This is a genomic window from Streptomyces sp. CNB091 (assembly GCF_000377965.1).
Map to the genome: position 1 here is coordinate 1 of NZ_KB898991.1, position 20,220 is coordinate 20,220.

Annotated in this window: 16 protein-coding genes; 13 read left to right on the forward strand and 3 right to left on the reverse strand. The window is 72.7% G+C overall.

Annotated elements, in window-relative coordinates:
• The 7 genes from D581_RS0103920 to sucD form a co-directional block, all read left to right on the forward strand.
• A partial coding sequence (locus tag D581_RS0103920; RefSeq protein ID WP_486585790.1) for a hypothetical protein occupies positions 1-247 on the forward strand: 247 nt, incomplete at its 5' end.
• A gap of 142 nt (positions 248-389) precedes the next feature.
• Positions 390-854: a hypothetical protein gene (locus D581_RS0103925; protein WP_018955925.1), complete on the forward strand. Its 465-nt coding sequence runs from the start codon at positions 390-392 to the stop codon at positions 852-854.
• Between the two features lie 197 nt (positions 855-1,051).
• Complete coding sequence (locus D581_RS0103930; RefSeq protein WP_018955926.1) at positions 1,052-2,176, forward strand: ATP-binding protein; 1,125 nt, start codon at positions 1,052-1,054, stop codon at positions 2,174-2,176.
• Complete coding sequence (locus D581_RS0103935) at positions 2,173-4,758, forward strand: DUF5682 family protein (RefSeq protein WP_018955927.1); 2,586 nt, start codon at positions 2,173-2,175, stop codon at positions 4,756-4,758. Before D581_RS0103930 ends, D581_RS0103935 begins: the two co-directional genes overlap by 4 nt.
• A 209-nt stretch (positions 4,759-4,967) precedes the next feature.
• Positions 4,968-6,212, forward strand: a complete 1,245-nt coding sequence (locus D581_RS0103940) for a VWA domain-containing protein (protein ID WP_486585806.1) — start codon at positions 4,968-4,970, stop codon at positions 6,210-6,212.
• Between the two features lie 251 nt (positions 6,213-6,463).
• Positions 6,464-7,645, forward strand: coding sequence for an ADP-forming succinate--CoA ligase subunit beta (sucC, locus tag D581_RS0103945; protein ID WP_018955929.1), 1,182 nt, complete (start codon positions 6,464-6,466; stop codon positions 7,643-7,645).
• Between the two features lie 21 nt (positions 7,646-7,666).
• Positions 7,667-8,551 (forward strand): succinate--CoA ligase subunit alpha, encoded by an 885-nt coding sequence (gene sucD / locus D581_RS0103950; RefSeq protein ID WP_018955930.1) that lies wholly within the window; start codon positions 7,667-7,669, stop codon positions 8,549-8,551.
• A 186-nt stretch (positions 8,552-8,737) separates the two neighbouring features.
• On the opposite strand, the gene D581_RS0103955 is transcribed toward sucD, so the two are convergent.
• Entirely contained in the window at positions 8,738-10,006 is a 1,269-nt protein-coding gene (locus D581_RS0103955; RefSeq protein WP_018955931.1) for a helix-turn-helix domain-containing protein, read from the reverse strand.
• Positions 10,007-10,132: 126 nt separating this feature from the next.
• Here D581_RS0103955 and D581_RS0103960 point away from each other — a divergent pair, with 126 nt between their 5' ends.
• Positions 10,133-12,025, forward strand: a complete 1,893-nt coding sequence (locus D581_RS0103960) for a cell division protein PerM (protein WP_026290179.1) — start codon at positions 10,133-10,135, stop codon at positions 12,023-12,025.
• On the opposite strand, the gene D581_RS0103965 is transcribed toward D581_RS0103960, so the two are convergent.
• Positions 12,015-13,001, reverse strand: coding sequence for a hypothetical protein (locus D581_RS0103965; RefSeq protein ID WP_018955933.1), 987 nt, complete (start codon positions 12,999-13,001; stop codon positions 12,015-12,017). The two genes, D581_RS0103960 and D581_RS0103965, sit on opposite strands and share 11 nt — an antisense overlap.
• 261 nt (positions 13,002-13,262) lie before the next feature.
• Here D581_RS0103965 and purN point away from each other — a divergent pair, with 261 nt between their 5' ends.
• The 3 genes from purN to D581_RS0103980 all read left to right on the forward strand — a co-directional run bounded on the left by purN (position 13,263) and on the right by D581_RS0103980 (position 17,257).
• Positions 13,263-13,919: a phosphoribosylglycinamide formyltransferase gene (purN, locus tag D581_RS0103970; RefSeq protein ID WP_018955934.1), complete on the forward strand. Its 657-nt coding sequence runs from the start codon at positions 13,263-13,265 to the stop codon at positions 13,917-13,919.
• Positions 13,906-15,459 carry a bifunctional phosphoribosylaminoimidazolecarboxamide formyltransferase/IMP cyclohydrolase gene (purH, locus tag D581_RS0103975; protein ID WP_018955935.1) on the forward strand — a complete coding sequence of 518 codons (1,554 nt, stop codon included), beginning with the start codon at positions 13,906-13,908 and terminating at the stop codon, positions 15,457-15,459. Before purN ends, purH begins: the two co-directional genes overlap by 14 nt.
• 268 nt (positions 15,460-15,727) lie before the next feature.
• Positions 15,728-17,257: a DUF2079 domain-containing protein gene (locus D581_RS0103980; protein ID WP_018955936.1), complete on the forward strand. Its 1,530-nt coding sequence runs from the start codon at positions 15,728-15,730 to the stop codon at positions 17,255-17,257.
• Between the two features lie 83 nt (positions 17,258-17,340).
• Here the strand turns inward: D581_RS0103980 and D581_RS0103985 are convergent, their stop codons facing one another.
• Positions 17,341-17,979 carry an RDD family protein gene (locus tag D581_RS0103985; RefSeq protein ID WP_018955937.1) on the reverse strand — a complete coding sequence of 213 codons (639 nt, stop codon included), beginning with the start codon at positions 17,977-17,979 and terminating at the stop codon, positions 17,341-17,343.
• A gap of 220 nt (positions 17,980-18,199) precedes the next feature.
• Here D581_RS0103985 and D581_RS0103990 point away from each other — a divergent pair, with 220 nt between their 5' ends.
• The gene (locus tag D581_RS0103990) at positions 18,200-19,081 is read left to right on the forward strand and encodes a bifunctional methylenetetrahydrofolate dehydrogenase/methenyltetrahydrofolate cyclohydrolase (protein ID WP_018955938.1); all 882 of its coding nucleotides are present in this window, start codon (positions 18,200-18,202) and stop codon (positions 19,079-19,081) included.
• Positions 19,082-19,104: 23 nt separating this feature from the next.
• On the forward strand, positions 19,105-19,788 hold the full coding sequence (locus D581_RS0103995) for a DUF3017 domain-containing protein (RefSeq protein ID WP_018955939.1): 684 nt from the start codon (positions 19,105-19,107) through the stop codon (positions 19,786-19,788).
• The last annotated feature ends 432 nt before the right edge of the window (positions 19,789-20,220 follow it).

The following is a 20,220-nucleotide window of genomic DNA, read 5'->3' on the forward strand; positions in this document are numbered from 1 at the left end:
CAAGAAGGAGACCATCCGGCTGCTGAAACGGGCCATCGCCCGGGAGATGTTCCGCTGCCTGACCACCACGGTCACCATCCCAGACATCGCCGACCTGCGCCCCCTGCGACAGTCGAAGAACATCACCCTCACCACAGCGGCCCGCCACTTCGGCGTCTGGCCCGCCACGATCTCCACCCTCGAACGAGGAATCCGCCGTGACGACCACCTCGCCAACACCTACCGCGACTGGCTCACCGGCGCTTGACAGCCAATAGGAGCATCAAACCCCTCCGACCTGCGAAGCAGCCGGCCCGAGTGGGATTTGACTTTGTCAATCCCTTGCGTTTCTCTGCGATCTCCGCGTACGGAAGAATCCGTGCCCGGTCCGATCCAGGGGGGATCCCGGAATGAACCGCACCATCCGCACCGCACGTACCGCCAGAACCACCCGCCCGGTACGCGCCGCTGCCCACGCCCTCGCGATCGCCGGTCTCGTGCTCGGCCTCGGCGCCTGCTCGGCCGAGTCGGTGGACGAGGCGGTCGGCAAGGCGGTCGACACGACCGTGGACGAGAAGTACGAGGTCACGTACGAGGTCACCGGCAAGAGCGTCGACGAGATCACGTACCACGGGGGCGGCGGGGAGGCCATGGAGCCCAAGCTGGAGACCGTCACCGCGCCGACTCTGCCGTGGAAGAAGACCGTCGAGCTGCGCGGCATCATGCCGCCTGCCGTCATGCCGATGGCCCTGGACGCGGGCGGCGCCGACGTCACCTGCACCATCACGTACAAGGGCAAGGTCATCAAGGAGGCGAAGGGGGAGGGCATGCTCACGGCGGGCGGCTGTGTCGCCGTGTCCCCGATCGTGGGCTGACCGGCTGACCGGCTGACCGGCTGACCGCCTGACCGGCCGAGCGCCTGAGTAACTGGTCGAGCGCGGGCCCGGCGGGGGCGCGGCCGAGTTGGTCCCGCGCACCTCCCAACGGGTCCTGACCTGCGGTCAGGGCCCGTTGTCAGTGGCATGGTGCACGGTGGGAACCACATCAGGTCGAACGATCTGGAGGGGGATCCATGACCGTGTCCGAAACCACCGCGGCCGTCGAGCCGGAGGCGGGCGCCGAGGCGCTCCGCCCGCACGCCGAGGACGCGTTCGCCGACGAGCTGAAGGCGCTCGAAGCCGCCGACGACCGCCCGAAGCCCGCCCGTTGGCGGATGTCGCCCTGGGCCGTCGCCACCTACCTGCAGGGCGGGACGCTGCCGGACGGCACGGTGATCACGCCGAAGTACGTGGGCCCGCGCCGCCTGGTCGAGGTGGCCGTGACCACGCTCGCCACCGACCGGGCGCTGCTCCTGCTCGGCGTCCCCGGCACGGCCAAGACCTGGGTGTCCGAGCATCTCGCCGCCGCCGTCAGCGGTGACTCGACCCTGCTCGTGCAGGGCACGGCGGGGACGCCCGAGGAAGCCGTCCGCTACGGGTGGAACTACGCACAGCTGCTGGCCCACGGCCCCAGCCGCGACGCCCTGGTGCCCAGTCCGCTGATGCGGGCGATGTCCGAGGGCATGACCGCCCGGGTCGAGGAGCTGACCCGCATCCCCGCCGACGTGCAGGACTCGCTCATCACGATCCTGTCCGAGAAGACGCTCCCCGTCCCCGAGCTGGGGCAGGAGGTCCAGGCCGTCCGCGGGTTCAACCTCATCGCCACGGCCAACGACCGGGACCGCGGCGTCAACGAGCTGTCCAGCGCGCTGCGCCGCCGGTTCAACACCGTCGTGCTGCCCCTGCCCGCCACCCCGGACGCCGAGGTCGACATCGTGTCCCGGCGCGTCGACCAGATCGGCCGCTCGCTCGACCTGCCCGCGGCGCCGGAGGGCCTGACCGAGATCCGCCGCGTGGTGACGGTCTTCCGCGAACTGCGCGACGGAGTGACCACCGACGGGCGCACCAAGCTCAAGTCCCCCTCCGGCACGCTCTCCACGGCGGAGGCGATCTCCGTCGTCACCAACGGTCTCGCACTCGCCGCCCACTTCGGCGACGGCGTCCTGCGCCCCGGCGACGTCGCGGCCGGCATCCTCGGCGCGGTCGTCCGGGACCCGGCGGCGGACCGGGTGGTGTGGCAGGAGTATCTGGAGACCGTGGTCCGCGAGCGGGACGGCTGGAAGGACTTCTACCGCGCCTGCCGCGAGGTATCCGCATGACGAGCCCCGCCGGGACGGCGGCGACGACGACCGGGGCGCCGACCACGACCGGAGCGCCCCTCATGGCCGGGGCTCCCACGACGACCGGGGCGCCGGCCACGACCGGGGCGGCAGTGGTGACCGGGGCCCCGGTCACCACCGGAACGGGCGGGCCGGGGCCCCGCGTGGCCGCCGGGCCCTGGCTCCTGGGAGTGCGGCACCACGGCCCCGGGTCGGCCCGCGCGGTCCTCGCCGCGCTCGCGGCGGCCCGTCCGGCCGCCGTCCTCATCGAGGGGCCGCCCGAGGGCGACGCGCTGCTGCCCCTCGCCGCCGACCCGCGGATGCGTCCCCCCGTCGCGCTGCTCGCGCACGCCGTGGACGACCCGGGGCGGGCCTCCTTCTGGCCGATGGCCGCGTTCTCGCCGGAGTGGGTGGCCATCCGCTGGGCTCTCGACCAGGGCGTCCCGGTCCGCTTCATCGACCTCCCCGCCGCCCACTCCCTCGCGCTCAAGGAACCCGCGCCGGGCATCGGGAGCGAGGAGTCGGCGGCGGGAGAGCGGGCCGAGGGAGAAGCCACGCCGGTCGTCGACCCGATCCGGATCCTCGCCGAGACCGCCGGATACGACGATCCCGAACGCTGGTGGGAGGACGTCGTCGAGCACCGCTCACCCACCGGAGCGACACCCACCGGAGCGACACCCACCGGAGCGACGCCCACCGGCGGCCCGCCCGGAGCCGCGGTGGACGAGAGCGACGGGGACAAGGTGGGCGACGGGGGCGACGCGCTCGCGCCGTTCGTCGCGCTGGCGGAGGCCATGAGCGCTCTCCGCGAGGCGTACGGCGACGGTGGGCAGCCCCGGGACGCGGTGCGCGAGGCGTACATGCGGATCCAGTTGCGTACCGCGCGCAAGGAGTTCGGGGAGGACGTCGCCGTCGTCTGCGGCGCCTGGCACGTGCCCGCCCTCGCCGCGCGGACCGCCCTCGCCGCCGACCGCGCCCTTCTCAAGGGCCTCCCGAAGGTCAAGGCCGACCTCACCTGGGTGCCCTGGACCCACCGCAGGCTCGCCCGGCACAGCGGATACGGGGCGGGGATCGACTCGCCGGGCTGGTACGGGCACCTCTTCGACGTCGCCGACCGGCCGATCGAGCGATGGATGACCAAGGTCGCCGGACTGCTGCGCGAGGAGGACCGGTCCGTCTCCACCGCCCATGTCATCGAGGCCGTCCGGCTCGCCGAGACCCTCGCGGCCCTCCGGGGCCGCCCACTGGCCGGCCTCGGCGAGACGACCGACGCGGTGCGGGCCGTCATGTGCGAGGGGTCCGACGTCCCGCTCGCCCTTGTCCGGGACCGGCTGATCGTCGGCGAGACCCTCGGTGAGGTGCCGGACGCCGCCCCTGCCGTCCCGCTGCAACGGGACCTGACCCGCAACCAGCGCACCCTCCGTCTCAAGCCGGAGGCGTCGGAACGCGAGCTGGACCTCGACCTGCGAAAGCAGACCGACGCCGCCCGTAGCCGCCTCCTGCACCGGCTGCGCCTCCTCGACGTCGGCTGGGGCGACCCGGTCGAGGGCCGGGGCAGCACCGGCACCTTCCGGGAGAGCTGGCGGCTGAGCTGGGAACCGGAACTGCACGTCCGGGTCGCGGAGGCGGGCGTGTGGGGTACCACCGTGCTCACCGCCGCCACCGCGAAGGCCGAGTCGGGGGCCGTGGCGGCGACCGCGCTGGCCGACGTCACCGCACTCGCCGAGCGCTGCCTCCTGGCCGGGCTGCCCGACGCGCTGCCCGTCGTGATGAGGGCCCTCGCCGACCGGGCCGCGCTCGACGCGGACGTCGGCCACCTCGCGGACGCGCTGCCCGCCCTGGCCCGCTCCCTGCGGTACGGGGACGTGCGCTCCACGGACACGGCGGCGCTCGCGGAGGTCGCCGCCGGACTCGCCGAGCGGATCTGCGTCGGTCTGCCGCCCGCCTGCACCGGCCTCGACGCCGACGGGGCCGAGGCGCTGCGCCGTCAGGTGGAGGCCGTGCACGGTGCGATCGGGCTCCTGCTCGCCGGAACGGCCCCCGCCGAAGGACTGCGGGAGCGCTGGGACGCCGTTCTGCACAGGCTGGCGGCCCGGGTCGCGGTCGCCGGGGTCATCCGGGGCCGGGCCACCCGGCTGCTCCTGGACGGGGGACGGCTGGCCGAGGACGAGGCGGCCCGGCTGATGGGCCTGGCGCTCTCGCCCGGAACGCCGCCCGCCGACGCCGCCGCCTGGATCGAGGGGTTCGTCGGCGGAGCGTCGGGCGGCGGCATGCTGCTGGTCCACGACGAGCGGCTGCTCGGCCTCGTCGACGCCTGGCTGACCGGTGTCCCCGCCGAGATGTTCACCGATGTGCTGCCGCTGCTGCGCCGCACGTTCTCCGCGTACGACCCTGGTGTACGGCGCACTCTGGGCGAGCTGGTCCGGCGCGGGCCCGTCCCCGAGGGCACCCGCCGGGACGACGCCGCCCGGGCGCCCGGAGGCTTCGGACCCGGTCTCGACCGGGTCCGGGCCGACGCGGTGGAGCCGTTGCTGCGCCTGCTGATGGGCCGCCGACCGGAGCCCGGGGAGGCAGCCGGATGACGACGACCACGACGGACCCGACCACGACGGACCCGACCACGACGGACCCGGGCGCGATGGACCCGGGCGCGATGGACCCGTGCACGAGGGGCCACGGCACGACGGACCCGGGCACGACAGGCCACAGCGCGACGGGCCCGGGCACGAGGCGCCACGGCACGACAGACGCGACGGACGCGACGGACCCGATGGACCCGACGGGGGAGACGATGGAGAGGACGGCGGCACAGGCCTCCGGGACGGCGCGGCCCACCGCCCCGCACGTGCCCGACGCCGAACGGCTGCGGCGCTGGCGGATGGTGCTGGGCGCGGACAGTGCCGACAGCGCCGGGCGCGCCCTCACCGGCCAGGACGCCGCGATGGACGGTGCGTTGGAGGCGCTGTACGGCCGGGGCGCGGGGAAGAAGCCCGGCGGCCGGGGCTCCGGTGGCCGTTCGGCGGGCCTCGGCGCGTCGGCGCCCTCCGTCGCCCGCTGGCTCGGCGACATCCGGACCTATTTCCCCAGCTCCGTGGTCCAGGTCATGCAGCGCGACGCGATCGACCGGCTCGGCCTGGCGGCCCTGCTCCTCGAACCGGAGATGCTGGAGGCGGTCGAGGCGGACGTCCACCTCGTCGGCACCCTGATCTCCCTCAACAAGGCGATGCCCGAAACGACGAAGGAGACCGCGCGCATTGTCGTCCGCAAGGTCGTCGAGGACCTGGAGAGGCGTCTGGAGAGCCGCACCAGGGCCACCCTGACCGGCGCCCTGGACCGCTCGGCGCGCATCAGCCGGCCCCGCCACCGGGACATCGACTGGAACCGCACCATCCGGGCCAACCTCAAGAACTACCTCCCCGTCCCGGGGGCCGACGGCGTGCCGCCGACGGGCACGATCGTTCCCGAGCGCCTCATCGGCCACGGGCGCGCCTCCCGGTCCGTCAAGAAGGACATCGTCCTGTGCATCGACCAGTCGGGCTCGATGGCCGCGTCGGTCGTCCACGCCTCGGTCTTCGGTGCGGTGCTCGCCTCCATGCGCACCCTCTCGACCCGGCTCGTCGTCTTCGACACGGCGGTCGTCGACCTCACGGACCAGCTCGACGACCCGGTCGACGTCCTCTTCGGCACCCAACTCGGCGGCGGCACCGACATCAACCGGGCGCTCGCCTACTGCCAGTCGAAGATCACCCGCCCCGCGGACACCGTCGTCGTCCTCGTCAGCGACCTCTACGAGGGCGGCATACGCGACGAGATGCTCAAGCGGGTCGCCGCGATGAAGGCTTCCGGCGTGCAGTTCGTGACGCTGCTCGCGCTCTCCGACGAGGGCGCACCCGCGTACGACCACGAGCACGCGGCGGCACTCGGGGCGCTGGGCGCACCGGCGTTCGCCTGTACGCCGGATCTCTTCCCGGACGTCATGGCGGCGGCGATCGAGAAGAGGCCACTGCCCATACCGGACAAGGAGACCCAACAGTAACCGGGGACTTGCGCGACCGTTCCCCGGCCCCGCCCGGGAGCCGGAGGGCCACCCCCTGTGACCGTTATCACCGCTCAGGTGTGATCTGCGATTTAGGGTCACACGGAGCGCGGGGATAACCTGCCGGATGGACATGCCGCGTACCCGGGACACCGTGTACGCCTTCCTTGTGACCGCGCAGTCACGTTGCCCGTCGCGGCACGCCCACGCAGAAGAACGAACCGCGATACCACTAAAAGGGACGGACGCGCGTGGACCTGTTCGAGTACCAGGCGAGGGACCTCTTCGCCAAGCACGGTGTACCGGTGCTGGCCGGTGAAGTCATCGACACGCCTGAGGCAGCCCGCGAGGCGACCGAGAAGCTGGGCGGCAAGTCTGTCGTCAAGGCGCAGGTGAAGGTCGGTGGCCGAGGCAAGGCCGGCGGCGTCAAGCTGGCGGCCGACCCCGACGAGGCGGTCGCCCGGGCGACCGACATTCTCGGTATGGACATCAAGGGCCACACGGTCCACAAGGTGATGATCGCCGAGCTGTCCCCGGAGATCGAGGCGGAGTACTACGTCTCGTACCTCCTCGACCGCACCAACCGCACCTTCCTGGCCATGGCCTCGGTGCAGGGCGGCATGGACATCGAGGAGGTCGCGGAGAAGACCCCCGAGGCCCTCGCGAAGGTCCCCGTCAACGCCGTCGACGGGGTCGACATCGTCAAGGCCCGCGAGATCGTGGCCCTGGCGAAGTTCCCGGCCGACGTGGCCGAGGGTGTCGCCGAGGCCCTGGTGACCCTGTGGGACACCTTCGTCGCCGAGGACGCGCTCCTCGTCGAGGTCAACCCGCTGGTGAAGACCAAGGACGGCCGGATCCTGGCCCTGGACGGCAAGGTGTCTCTCGACGAGAACGCCGACTTCCGTCAGCCGGGTCACGAGGCGCTCGAGGACAAGGCCGCAGCCAACCCGCTCGAGGCTGCCGCCAAGGCCAAGAACCTCAACTACGTCAAGCTCGACGGCGAGGTCGGCATCATCGGCAACGGCGCCGGTCTGGTCATGTCGACCCTGGACGTCGTCGCGTACGCCGGTGAGAACCACGGCAACGTGAAGCCCGCCAACTTCCTCGACATCGGTGGCGGCGCCTCCGCGGAGGTCATGGCGAACGGCCTGGAGATCATCCTCGGCGACCCGGACGTCAAGTCCGTCTTCGTCAACGTCTTCGGTGGCATCACCGCCTGTGACGAGGTCGCCAACGGCATCGTGCAGGCGCTCGCGCTGCTCGAGTCCAAGGGCGAGAAGGTCGAGAAGCCGCTGGTCGTGCGTCTCGACGGCAACAACGCGGAGCTGGGTCGCAAGATCCTTTCCGACGCCAACCACCCGCTCGTGCAGCGTGTGGACACCATGGACGGCGCGGCCGACAAGGCCGCCGAGCTCGCCGCGGCTGCGAAGTAAGGAAGAGGGACTCAGACCACCATGGCTATCTTCCTCACCAAGGACAGCAAGGTCATCGTCCAGGGGATGACCGGCGCGACGGGCATGAAGCACACCAAGCTCATGCTCGCCGACGGCACCAACATCGTCGGTGGCGTGAACCCGCGCAAGGCCGGCACCTCCGTCGACTTCGACGGCACCGAGGTACCGGTCTTCGGCTCCGTCGCCGAGGCGATGGAGAAGACCGGCGCGAACGTGTCCGTCCTCTTCGTGCCGCCGGCCTTCTCCAAGGCCGCCGTCGTCGAGGCGATCGACGCCGAGATCCCGCTCGCCGTCGTGATCACCGAGGGCATCGCCGTCCACGACTCGGCCGCCTTCTGGGCGTACGCCGGCGCGAAGGGCAACAAGACCCGGATCATCGGCCCGAACTGCCCGGGTCTCATCACCCCCGGCCAGTCCAACGCCGGCATCATCCCGGGCGACATCACCAAGCCCGGCCGCATCGGTCTCGTGTCGAAGTCCGGCACGCTGACCTACCAGATGATGTACGAGCTCCGTGACATCGGCTTCTCGTCCGCCGTCGGCATCGGTGGCGACCCGGTCATCGGCACCACGCACATCGACGCCCTCGCGGCGTTCGAGGCGGACCCGGAGACCGACCTCATCGTGATGATCGGCGAGATCGGCGGCGACGCCGAGGAGCGTGCCGCCGACTTCATCGCGAAGAACGTCACCAAGCCGGTCGTCGGTTACGTCGCGGGCTTCACCGCCCCGGAGGGCAAGACCATGGGCCACGCCGGCGCCATCGTCTCCGGCTCCTCGGGCACCGCCCAGGCGAAGAAGGAGGCCCTTGAGGCCGCCGGCGTCAAGGTCGGCAAGACGCCGACCGAGACCGCCAAGCTGGCGCGCGAGATCCTCGGCGCCTGACGCGGTCGGTCAGGCGGCGGAGACGCGCTGCGAACGGCCCGGGCCCGCACTCCCTGTGATGCAGGGGTGCGGGCCCGGGCCGTTCGCGTACGCGTACGCGAACGGCGTTCGTACGCGTCTGCCGTTCGCGTCTGCCGTTCGCGTACGCGCCCGCCGTCCGGGTGACGGCTAAGTTCGCGTGACGGCTCACCGGAGCTGCGGAATCAGCCGCTCCGGACCGTGCGACAGCTGCTCGCGCAGCGACTTCTGGAGCTTCAGATCCTGGGCGGTGAGCTTCAGGGGACCACCGCGCGGCGGTACGCCCCCGACCCGCTCGGCGGGGGCGATCGGCGGCTCGTAGTGGGTGGGCGCGGTGTGCAGGGTCAGTCCGGTCACCGCGATGAGCAGCGCGACACCCGCGATGGCGGTCCGGGTCCACAGCCTGGCCTTGTCCTCGCTGCCGGTGCGCACGGCACGGGCCGGCTGCGGTACGGGGACGTGCTCGGCGCGCGCGAGCCCGCCGAGCCGGTCGTGCAGCAGGGCCGACTGCTCGGCAGGTGTGCCGGCGGCCGCGAGTTCGGGGAGCCGCTCGGCGACGGCGGCGCGGGCGGTCATCAGACGGCCTGCCGCAGCCGGGGTGCTGGCCTCCGTCTCGGCCGCGGTCTCCGGGAGGTCCAGGCCGACCCCGTCGTACAGGAGGAGCGTGCGCCGGTAGGCCGGGGGCAGGTCGAGCAGCGCGTCGAACAGCGCCTGCTTCCCCGGTTCCGTGGGCGGGGCGTCGGGATGCCGGTGCGCGCGGCGCAGCCGGTGCCAGGGGGACATCGCGTACTCGTACGCCGCCGCGCGCACCCAGCCGGCCGGGTCGCGGTCGACGGCCACCTCCGGCCAGCGGTGCCAGGCCAGCTGGAAGGCGCGCTCTACGGATTCGGCGGCCAGGGCGCGGCGGCCGGTCAGCAGATAGGCCTGCCGGACGAGGCCGGGGGCGGTCCGGGCGTACAGCTCGTCGAACGCCTCGGCGGGGGAGAGACGCCGCTCGCCGACCGCCTCCGCCCCTTCCCGCTCGCCCTCAGCCTCAGCCTTCGCCTCGCCCTCAGCCCCAGTCTCCGCCTCCGTGTCCGCCACCACCGGCACCTGTACCTCCGGAGGGGCTTCGGGAGGGGCGGGTGTGGGCTCCGGCGTTGCCGCAGCCGCAGCCGCTGGTGGGGTTGTGGTGGGCGCGTCCGGTTCGGGGGTAGGTGCCTCCGGTTCGGGGGTGGGCGCCGCCGGTTCGAGGGCGATGAGCTTCGCGTACAGCGCGCGCTTGCGCCCGCGCGGGCTCGTGCGCCCCGTTTCCCAGGAGCGCACGGTGGCGCGCGTGACGCCGACCGCCGCCGCTACCTGTTCCTCGCTCAGCGATTTCGCCTCGCGCAGTCTGCGGCGCTCCTTGGGGGAGGGCAGCTGCGGTGCGGCGGCCTCGTCGGTCGTGCTCCGGGTCATGGACGACCCCCGGCAGCGCCACACTGAGTGAAAAAGTACATAAACGTATATTGGGCGACACAACGGCTGTTCGCGCGTTACGCGGAATAAGCGCGTGTCGTTGGCAGCATGGGCCGCGTGACCCAAATGACGCAAAGCAGCCCGAAGGTGACGGTCGAGCGGAACCGCACCCTGGCCCTGGCCTCCGCCCTGGTGCGGGGAGCCGTCGCCGCCGGGCTCGGCCTCGGGGCACTGACGGTGCTGGTCATGGTGTTGTGGATCAGCTCCCCGTATCCCGACAGCGGGCCGGGCGGTGCGCTGCGCGCGGCGGCCGGGGTCTGGCTGCTCGCGCACGGCGCGGGACTCGTGCGGCCCGACACCCTGAGCGGCGTTCCCGCCCCCGTGTCCCTGGTGCCGCTGCTGCTCGTGGTGGGCCCGATCTGGCTGGCGCACCGCGCGGCGCGCGATGCGGCGGAACCGGAGGAGGGGCGGCCCAGGCCTTCGCAGGCGGGCGCGTTCTGCGCGGTGACCGCGGGATACCTGCTGGTCGTGGCGGGGGCGGCGGCCGGTGCGCGGGGCGGTTCGCTGCGCCCGGACCCGGACACGCTGGTGTTCCCGGTGGCGTTGGTGGTGGCCGGTGCGGCGGCGGCCGGGGTGTGGACGGCGGCCGGCCGGCCACTCGGGCCCCTGCCGTCCTGGTCTCCCCTGGTGCTTCAGGAGGCGATCGCGCGGACACTCTTCCGGGACCGGGCCGAGGCGGCGTGCCGGTCGGCGGCGGTGGGCGTGACGGTGCTGCTCGGGGGTGGTGCGCTGCTGGTCGCGGTGGCGCTCGGCCGGAACGCGGGGGCGGCGCAGGAGGCGTTCCTGGGGCTCGCGGGCGACTGGCCGGGACGGTTCACCGTGCTCCTGTTGGCCGCCTCGCTCGTGCCGAACGCCGCACTGTGGGGAGCTTCGTACGGGCTCGGGCCCGGCTTCTCGCTCGGTACGGGAGCCACCGCCACCCCGCTGGGCCTCGACGGGACTCCGGCGGCGCCCCACTTCCCCCTGCTGGCGGCCGTGCCGGACCAGGGGCCGGGCTCCCTGCTGAGCGGGGCGTCCCTGGCGGTGCCGGTGGCGGCCGCGCTGGCGGTCGCCTGGTTCACCGCCCGCAGGGCCGCGCCCGCCGACGCACCCCGTGCTCAGGCGTGGAGCCGGCGCGAGACGGCGCTGGTGACGCTGCTCGCCGCGCTGGCCTGCGGTGCCGCGACGGGGCTGCTCATGGCGGTGGCCGGCGGGCCGCTCGGCACCGGAGCGCTGAGGGAGTTCGGCCCGGTGTGGTGGCTGGCCGGGCCGGCGGCACTGGCGTGGACCGCGGGCGTCGGCGTACCCGCGGTCCTGCTGCTGCGGCTGTGGCGCCTGCGCACCCCGGGCTGGGCCTGGCGCAGGGACGTACCGGAAGCGGACGAGACCCCGGCGACAGCGCCGACGCCGACGCCGACGCCGACGCCGACGCCGACGAAAGCGACAGCGAAGGCGCCCGACGAGAAGGCGGGGGCGGAGGCACAGGCCGCCATCGGGCGTCCGCGCCGCTGGTGGGCGTCGTGGCCCGGGCGGGGGAGGGCGGCGGTCGCTGCGCAGGACCGTTCCGCCGCGTCCGCCGTTCCGGTCCCCGGGGCGGGCCCCGGAACGGCCTCCGGCGCACTGCTCGGCGGGGCCGGGCCGGGGGTGGAGAGGGGCGACGCGGGGTTCGAGCCGTACGACTTCCTGCCGACCGACCCGTGGCACGAGCAAGACCGGCACGAGAAGGACCGGCAGGAGAAGGACCGGCAGGAGAAGGACCGGCAGGAGAAGGACCAGCAGGAGAGGGACTGGCACGAGAAAGACTTCAGGGAGGCCCGTTGGGCCTCCCTGAAGCGGGGGTCCGGCGGCCTGATGGCCGACTTCCCCGCTGGTCCCGGCGGCCCCGCTGGTCAGGCCGGCCCCGCCGATTCTGCCGATGCCGCCGGTTCCGCCGTAGGCCGTTCCGCGCCGGAAGCGGAGCGCCCGGGGCCTACTCCTTGACGCCGAAGAACGGCTCCAGCGGCTTCGGCAGCTGGTCGTTGCAGGACAGCGCGCCCGTCTTGGTCAGGGCGTCGTTCACGCAGGTGTAGTAGTCGCGGTAGACGAGCTGCACAGTGAACGTGGTCGCCACGATGAGCAGCGCCAGCAGGGCGGTCACCAGTCCGCTCACCGCGGCCGTGGTCTGCTGCCTGCTGCTGACGTTCGGCGGTGCGGAGTGCGTGGGCGCGGTGGGCGAGGCTCCGGAGACGTCGCCCGCCGTGGCCCTCGCCCCGGTCCCGGTCCCGGTCCCGGTCCCCGCAGCGGTCCCGGCCGCTTCCGTGCCGCCCGCGGCCGTGCGGTCCGTCGCGGAGGCGTTCTTCATCGGGGTGCGGAGCGCGCTGATCGCCCAGTACGTCGAGAGCGCGCCCAGGAGGAGGGCGAGCTCCGGGAGGTCGAAGAGGGCGAAGAAGAAGGCCCACATACCGCCGAGCACCGCGTAGCGGGCGCGCCGTTGTGCGGGGTCCGTGGGGTCCCAGCGCAGTCCGCCCGGACCGCCGCGTTCGGATCCGCCCTTGCCTCCCGGGCCGCCGGAGCCGTTCCCGCCGCCGAAGCCGCCGTTGCCCCGGCCGGGCTGTTTGCTGCTCCACTGGCTGCCCCACGACGGGCGGCCCCCGGCGGAGCCGTCCCCGTCGGGCCCACCGTTCCCGTCCGAACCGTTCGACCCATCCGACCCGTCGGACCCGGCGGGGCGGCGCGGCTGCCACGGCTGGTCCGGGCGGTCCGAGGGCGGCGCGGCGAACGGGTTGTCCTCCTGGGGCTTCGCGGCGGACCCGGAGGCCGGTGCGGATCCCGAGGAGGAATCAGGCGAGGAGTGCCCCGGGGACGAGGAGCCCGGGGACGAGGAGTCCGGCGAAGAGGGCAGGCGTTCCCGCATCAGGGGAGCGGACCGCTCGGGCAGGGGGAGGCGGAAGGCGGTGCGACGGCGTCGGTCCGGCATGTGGTGAACGTCTTCCCCATCTCGTCATGTCCGCCCGTAGGACGGTTCGTCCGCCCGGTGGACGGCTCGCTGTCCCCTGACGCTACCTCCCGGTCACGCCCCCGTCCCGTGGGGGCCGTCGGGTGTGCCGGTATCGTTGCTGACGGTCGGCCCGTTCGTAGGGTTCCCCGTATCGGGCGAAGCGATACTTTCGTACGACCCTACAAAGAGCGTGCCGCACCTGCGTCACCCTGCGGTCATCACGTGAGAAAGGGCCCCGACGTGGCCTCCCCGCCCCCCTCCGCCTCTCCTGCCCGGCTGGTCGTGCTGGTCTCCGGATCCGGTACGAATCTCCAGGCACTGCTCGACGCCATCGGCGACGACCCGGCGGCGTACGGGGCACGGATCGTCGCCGTCGGCGCGGACCGCGACGGGACCGGTGGCGTGGAGCGCGCGGAGCGGGCCGGAATCCCCACGTTCGTGTGCAAGCTCAAGGACCACTCGACCCGCGCCGAGTGGGACGAGGCGCTCACCGCACAGGTCGCCGCGCACCGCCCGGACCTCGTCGTCTCCGCCGGTTTCATGAAGATCGTCGGTCCGGCGTTCCTCGCCGCGTTCGGCGGCCGGACCGTCAACACCCATCCCGCCCTGCTGCCCGGTTTCCCCGGCGCCCACGGAGTGCGTGACGCACTCGCGTACGGCGTCAAGGTCACGGGCTGCACCGTCCACTTCGTCGACGACGGCGTCGACACCGGTCCGATCATCGCGCAGGGCGTGGTCGAGGTGACCGAGGAGGACACCCCGGAGGGCGAAGCCGCCCTCCACGAACGCATCAAGGAAGTCGAGCGCTCGCTGCTCGTCGAGGCCGTGGGGCGGATCGCCCGTGACGGCTATCGCATTGAGGGACGAAAGGTTCATCTCGGTCATGTCGGTGAATAAGCCCATCCGCCGCGCTCTGGTCAGTGTCTACGACAAGACGGGGCTCGAAGACCTCGCCCGCGGTCTGCACGAGGCGGGCGTCGAGCTCGTCTCCACCGGCTCCACCGCCGGGAGGATCGCCGCCGCCGGGGTGCCGGTCACCAAGGTCGAGGAGCTCACCGGCTTCCCCGAGTGCCTGGACGGCCGCGTCAAGACGCTGCACCCCCGCGTCCACGCCGGCATCCTCGCCGACCTCCGTCTCGACTCCCACCGCGAGCAGCTCGCCGAGCTCGGCGTCGAGCCGTTCGACCTGGTCGTGGTGAACCTCTACCCGTTCAAGGAGACCGTCGCCTCGGGCGCCTCCGACGACGAGTGCGTCGAGCAGATCGACATCGGCGGCCCCTCGATGGTCCGCGCCGCCGCCAAGAACCACCCCTCGGTCGCCGTCGTCACCAGCCCCGAGCGGTACGCCGACGTCCTCGCCGCCGTCAAGGCCGGCGGCTTCGACCTCACCGCCCGCGCGCGGCTCGCCGGCGAGGCCTTCCAGCACACCGCCGCCTACGACGTGGCCGTCGCCTCCTGGTTCGCGGACGGTTACGCGGCCGCCGACGCCTCGGGCCTCCCCGAGTTCCTCGGCGACACCTACACGCGCAAGAACGTCCTGCGCTACGGCGAGAACCCGCACCAGCCCGCCGCGCTCTACACCTCCGGCGACGGCGGTCTCGCCGAGGCCGAGCAGCTGCACGGCAAGGAGATGTCCTACAACAACTACACGGACACCGACGCCGCCCGCCGAGCCGCCTACGACCACGCCGAGCCGTGCGTCGCGATCATCAAGCACGCCAACCCGTGCGGCATCGCCATCGCCGACGACGTCGCCACCGCCCACCGCAACGCGCACGCCTGCGACCCGCTCTCCGCGTTCGGCGGCGTCATCGCCGTCAACCGTCCGGTGACCGTCGAGATGGCCGAGCAGGTCGCGGAGATCTTCACCGAGGTCATCGTCGCCCCGGCGTACGAGGACGGCGCCGTCGAGGTGCTGGCCCGCAAGAAGAACATCCGGGTGCTGCTCGCCCCCGAGGCCCCGGCCACGGCGTTCGAGGTCAAGGCCATCGACGGCGGCGCGCTGCTCCAGGTCGCCGACCGCCTCCAGGCCGACGGCGACGACCCGGCCAACTGGACGCTCGCCACCGGCGACGCGCTCTCCGAGGCCGAGCTGAAGGAGCTGGCCTTCGCCTGGAAGGCGAGCCGCGCCGTCAAGTCCAACGCGATTCTCCTCGCCAAGGGCGGCGCCTCGGTCGGCGTCGGCATGGGCCAGGTCAACCGGGTCGACTCCGCGAAGCTCGCCGTCGAGCGGGCGGGCGCGGAGCGGGCAGCCGGTTCGTACGCCGCGTCCGACGCGTTCTTCCCGTTCCCCGACGGTCTGGAGATCCTCACGGCCGCCGGCGTCAAGGCCGTCGCCCAGCCCGGCGGGTCCGTCCGCGACGAGCTGGTGATCGAGGCCGCGAAGAAGGCCGGCGTGACCATGTACCTCACGGGCACGCGCCACTTCTTCCACTGACGGGGACCACTGGCCGGGGCACCCTGGCCACTGGCCGGGGCCACTGGCCGGGGCGCCCAACGGGACCACTGATCCGGATCACTGATCCGGACCACTGACCCGGATCTCTTCCACCAGTTCACCGATCCGGGCCGATCCGGCCCGGCCCGACCCGCCCCGAGGCCGCACCCCGACATGGGTGCGGCCTCGGCCGTGTCCGTCGTGCCGAATGGGCGCGCCGCTCTGTTCTAATGAACGGCCGTGGAAATCCCTAGCGGGGGCAGTCACCGTGCTTGAGCTGAACAAGAGTGGAACGGACCGGTCCGGACCGGGACGCCTGCCCGCCCAGGGCCCGGGGCCGGACACCCGTCCGGCCGACGACGCGCCGCGTACGGGCGACGCCGCCGCCGAACGCGTACCCCTGCGCCCGTACCTCGTCGCCGGCGCGATCCTGTGCGCGCTCTACTTCCTCTACGCGTACTTCCAGTACAGCCGCTTCGGCTCACCCTCCTGGGACCTGGGGATCTTCGAGCAGGAGGTCCGGGCGTACGCCGGGTTCGACGCCCCGGTCGTCGACATCAAGGGCCCCGGCTATCTGATCCTCGGCGACCACTTCTCCCCGATCGTGGCGCTGCTGGCCCCGCTGTACTGGCTCTGGCCGTCCGCCGAGTCCCTGCTGTTCGCGCAGGCCGCGCTGTTCGCGCTGGGAGCGGTCATCGTCGGCCGCACCGCCCAGCAGCTCCTCGGCGGGCGCTCGGGGCTCTGCGTCACCGTCGCGTACGGGCTCTCCTGGGGCATCCAGGAAGCGGTGAAGGCCGACTTCCACGAGATCGCGTTCGCCGTACCGCTGCTGGCCCTCGTCTGCCGGGCCCTGCTCCTGAAGCGGTACACGGCCGCGCTCCTGTGGTCGCTCCCCCTGGTCCTGGTCAAGGAGGACCTGGGCGCCACCGTGGCGGTCGTCGGCTTCCTGCTCTTCGTGTACGGCCGCCGCCTCCAGGGCGCGCTGCTCGCCGCCTTCGGGGTCGCCGCCTTCGTCGTCACGCTCATGGTCCTCATCCCGGCGGCCAGCAGCGCGGGCACCTACGACTACTGGAAGAAGATCGACAAGAACGGGGAGCAGGACATCTCGATGCTGGACTCCGTCCTCGGCGTCCTCAACTCCTCCGTCAAGATCGAGATGCTGGTCTTCCTGATCGGCATCACCGCGTTCATGGCGCTGCGTTCACCGCTGACGCTGCTGATCGTTCCCACGCTCGGCTGGCGGCTGCTCTCGCAGGACAGCAACCACTGGGGCATGGTCTGGCACTACAGCGCGATCCTCATGCCGGTGCTCTTCCTCGCGCTGGCCGACGGCGTCCGCCGCAGCCGCGACTCGCACCGGCCCTGGCTCGCCTCGTACGCGAAGGTCGCCGTGCCCGTCGCCGCCGCGATCGCCGTCGCGATGACCCAGCACCTGCCGCTGCGCGACCTGCTGCGCCCGGAGACCTACCGCACCGACGACGCCCGCAGCCAGGCGGCCCGGGCGGCGCTCGACGCCATCCCGGCCGGGGCGCGGGTCGAGACGGACATCACGCTGATGGCCCACCTCACCTCCGACCGCACCGTCTACTGGGTCGGCGGAGCCCCGGGCACCGCACCCGACATCGTCGCCATCAACCTGGACTTCGGCTGGTCCCGTCCGATCCAGGACCCGGTGGCGTACGCCCAGCAACTGCACCCCGAGGCGTCCTACCGGCTCAAGCACCGGGGCGGCAGCTTCGTGGTGATGGAGCGCACGTCACCGGAGCCGGCGGAGATCCCGGGCGTCCGGAGCGACTGAGCGGGCCGTGCCATCGCCGGACATGCCGCGAGGGCCGCACCTCGTGACGGGTGCAGCCCTCGCGGCATGTCCGTAAGGGAGCGTCAGGCGGCCTTGACAACCACCGTCGAGCAGACCTTGTCCGCGAACGTCTGCTTCTTCGCATCCCACAGCGGCCACAGGAAGCCGATGTAGCAGGGGGAGTCGAGGATGTGGGCCAGACGGCGCACGAAGGCCATGCCGAAACCCATCGGGCGGCCGTCGGCCTCGCGCAGCAGGCGGATGCCCACGGCCTTCTTGCCGATCGTCTGACCGGTGGTGCCTTCCTGGTACACCTGCCAGATACCGAGACCGAGCGCCAGGAGGGCGCCGATCATGACCATCACGCCGCCGGCCGAGTCGCCCATGGCGCCGCCGATGGCGATGAAGACGACGTACGGGATGAAGATGATGATCCCGTCGATGATGGTCCCGCCGAACCGCAGGCCCCAGTGGGCCAGCTCCGGCATGCCGCCCTGGCCGGGCTGCTGCGGGAAGCCGCCGCCGTAGGGCTGGCCCGGCTGCTGCGGGTAGCCGGGCTGCTGGGGGTACCCCGGCTGCTGCTGCGGGTAGCCGTAGCCCTGCGGCGGGACACCCTGCGGAGTCTGCTGCGGGTAGCCGTAACCGGGCTGTCCCTGCGGCGGGCCCTGGGGCGGCTGGCCGGGCTGCTGCCCGTACGGGTTGTTCGGGTCGCCGAAGCTCATAAGGGGTGTTCCTTCAACAGACGTGTGGGGACGAGATGGCCACACGGAGGAAGGACATCGATCAGCGGCCCGCCCCCCGTACAACCGCGGCCTTCATCGTTATAAGCGGAACATATGTTTGTCCAGTCCGGAGCCCCGGATGTTGTGCAAGTGCAATGTGCGGTACGGGGGCGGCACCGGCAATTGGTATGCGGGCGGGGTCATCCGCGAGGATGGGCGCATGACTGCCCAGATTCTCGATGGCAAGGCCACCGCTGCCGCGATCAAATCCGATCTGACCGTCCGTGTGGCGGCCCTCAAGGCCCAGGGGATCACTCCCGGCCTCGGAACCCTGCTCGTCGGGGACGACCCGGGCAGCCGGTGGTACGTCAACGGCAAGCACCGTGACTGCGCCCAGGTCGGTATCGGCTCCATCCAGCGCGAACTCCCCGACACCGCCTCGCAGGAGGAGATCGAGGACGTCGTCCGGGAGCTCAACGCCAACCCCGAGTGCACCGGTTACATCGTCCAGCTGCCGTTGCCCAAGGGCATCGACACCAACCGGATCCTGGAGCTGATGGACCCGGAGAAGGACGCCGACGGGCTGCACCCGATGAGCCTCGGCCGTCTCGTCCTCAACGAGACCGGCCCGCTGCCCTGCACCCCGCAGGGCGTCGTCCAGCTGCTGCGCGCGCACGGCGTGGAGATCAACGGGGCGCATGTCGTGGTCGTCGGACGCGGTGTCACCATCGGCCGGTCGATCCCGCTGCTGCTGACCCGCAAGTCGGAGAACGCCACGGTGACCCAGTGCCACACCGGCACCCGGGACCTCTCCTCCCACCTGCGGCAGGCCGACATCATCGTCGCCGCCGCCGGGGTGCAGCACCTGATCAAGCCGGAGGACGTGAAGCCGGGCGCGGCCGTGCTCGACGTCGGCGTCAGCCGGGACGCGGACGGCAAGATCGTCGGCGATGTGCACCCGGGGGTCCGTGAGGTGGCCGCCTGGGTCGCCCCGAACCCCGGGGGCGTCGGCCCGATGACCCGCGCGCAGCTGCTGGTCAACGTGGTCGAGGCCGCCGAGCGGGCCGCCGCCGAGGCCGCCGACGCCGCGGCAACGGGCTGACGGCCGGATCCGGAGGGAACCCCATGGGTGCTGGTACGAGTCCGGCCGACCCCGCCCCCACCGGCCGGGCGGCGCACGAGCCGCGCGAACCGGACGAGCGGGAAGAGCGGGACGGGTCCGCCGGGTCCACGGGACCGGGCCCGGACCGGGTCCCGGTCGCGGATGTCACAAAGACGACCGCCCAGGGCACGGACACTGCCCCGTCCACGTCCACGTCCACGGACACGGACGAGGCCCCGGACACGGGCACGGCCACGGCCACGGACACCGCCCCGGCCCCGGCCCCGGACGCGGCCGACGGGCGGCCTCGCCGGTCGCGGCGGTTCCCGCGGTTCACCCGGGACACGGCCCGGCCCGAGGGCGGCGGCAGGGCGGCGTCGGGCGACGCACCCGCCCCGGCCCGGCAGTGGCCGCTGCTCACCGTGCTCTGCGCGGCGGGCCTCGGCCTGCTGATCGTGGTGCTCGACCCGTTCGACCAGGCATTCCGCATCGGCACGATCCTGATCGGCGGCGCGCTGATCGCCGGTGCCGTGCTGCGCTGGGTGGTGCCCTCGGTCGGGATGCTGGCGGTACGTTCCCGCTTCACCGACCTGGTCACGTACGGGCTGATGGGCACGCTGATCGTGCTGCTCGCGCTCGTCGCACAGCCCGAGCCGTGGCTCGACGTCCCGGTCCTGGAGGACGCGGTCCGCTTCACGATCCGCTAGGCCCTGTCGTAGCGGGCGTCCGCCTCGATTCCGCCGACGGGCGGCCCGTCCCGATCAGATCCGTGGTGCCCGTCCCCACCCCCGAGGAGGGACGGACACCACGGCGGAACGGGACAACCGGGCAGGAAACACCGGTATGCGGCGAGATGGGCGGCCTTGCCCCGTCCCGACTCCAGCGTCATGGACAGGGAGGACCGGAACAAGCGCCCACTGTGGCCTGTGGCACGGAAGTGACCATTCCGGCACGGTGTGATCGCCGCGCAACGATGGCAGACTGGCACGGCGCACAGAGCGGCACGGAGCAGGCGGAGCAGTGGCCGGCGCGGACTCGGGGCGCGTGAGAACACACGCATCCGTCCCGAACGCTTCCGTGCGCCTCCTCGTCAGGAACTGACACCCTGGCTCCGCGCATCCTCGTGGGTAGTCCAGCTG

Bases quoted from the DNA above. Each gene is read 5' to 3' on its own strand.
- D581_RS0103995 (WP_018955939.1), top strand. From the start codon at position 19,105: ATGGGTGCTGGTACGAGTCCGGCCGACCCCGCCCCCACCGGCCGGGCG.
- D581_RS0103985 (WP_018955937.1), bottom strand. From the start codon at position 17,979: ATGAGCTTCGGCGACCCGAACAACCCGTACGGGCAGCAGCCCGGCCAG.
- D581_RS0103935 (WP_018955927.1), top strand. From the start codon at position 2,173: ATGACGAGCCCCGCCGGGACGGCGGCGACGACGACCGGGGCGCCGACC.
- sucD (WP_018955930.1), top strand. From the start codon at position 7,667: ATGGCTATCTTCCTCACCAAGGACAGCAAGGTCATCGTCCAGGGGATG.
- D581_RS0103965 (WP_018955933.1), bottom strand. From the start codon at position 13,001: ATGCCGGACCGACGCCGTCGCACCGCCTTCCGCCTCCCCCTGCCCGAG.
- purH (WP_018955935.1), top strand. From the start codon at position 13,906: ATGTCGGTGAATAAGCCCATCCGCCGCGCTCTGGTCAGTGTCTACGAC.
- D581_RS0103925 (WP_018955925.1), top strand. From the start codon at position 390: ATGAACCGCACCATCCGCACCGCACGTACCGCCAGAACCACCCGCCCG.
- D581_RS0103960 (WP_026290179.1), top strand. From the start codon at position 10,133: ATGACGCAAAGCAGCCCGAAGGTGACGGTCGAGCGGAACCGCACCCTG.
- D581_RS0103940 (WP_486585806.1), top strand. From the start codon at position 4,968: ATGGAGAGGACGGCGGCACAGGCCTCCGGGACGGCGCGGCCCACCGCC.
- D581_RS0103955 (WP_018955931.1), bottom strand. From the start codon at position 10,006: ATGACCCGGAGCACGACCGACGAGGCCGCCGCACCGCAGCTGCCCTCC.
- D581_RS0103990 (WP_018955938.1), top strand. From the start codon at position 18,200: ATGACTGCCCAGATTCTCGATGGCAAGGCCACCGCTGCCGCGATCAAA.
- D581_RS0103930 (WP_018955926.1), top strand. From the start codon at position 1,052: ATGACCGTGTCCGAAACCACCGCGGCCGTCGAGCCGGAGGCGGGCGCC.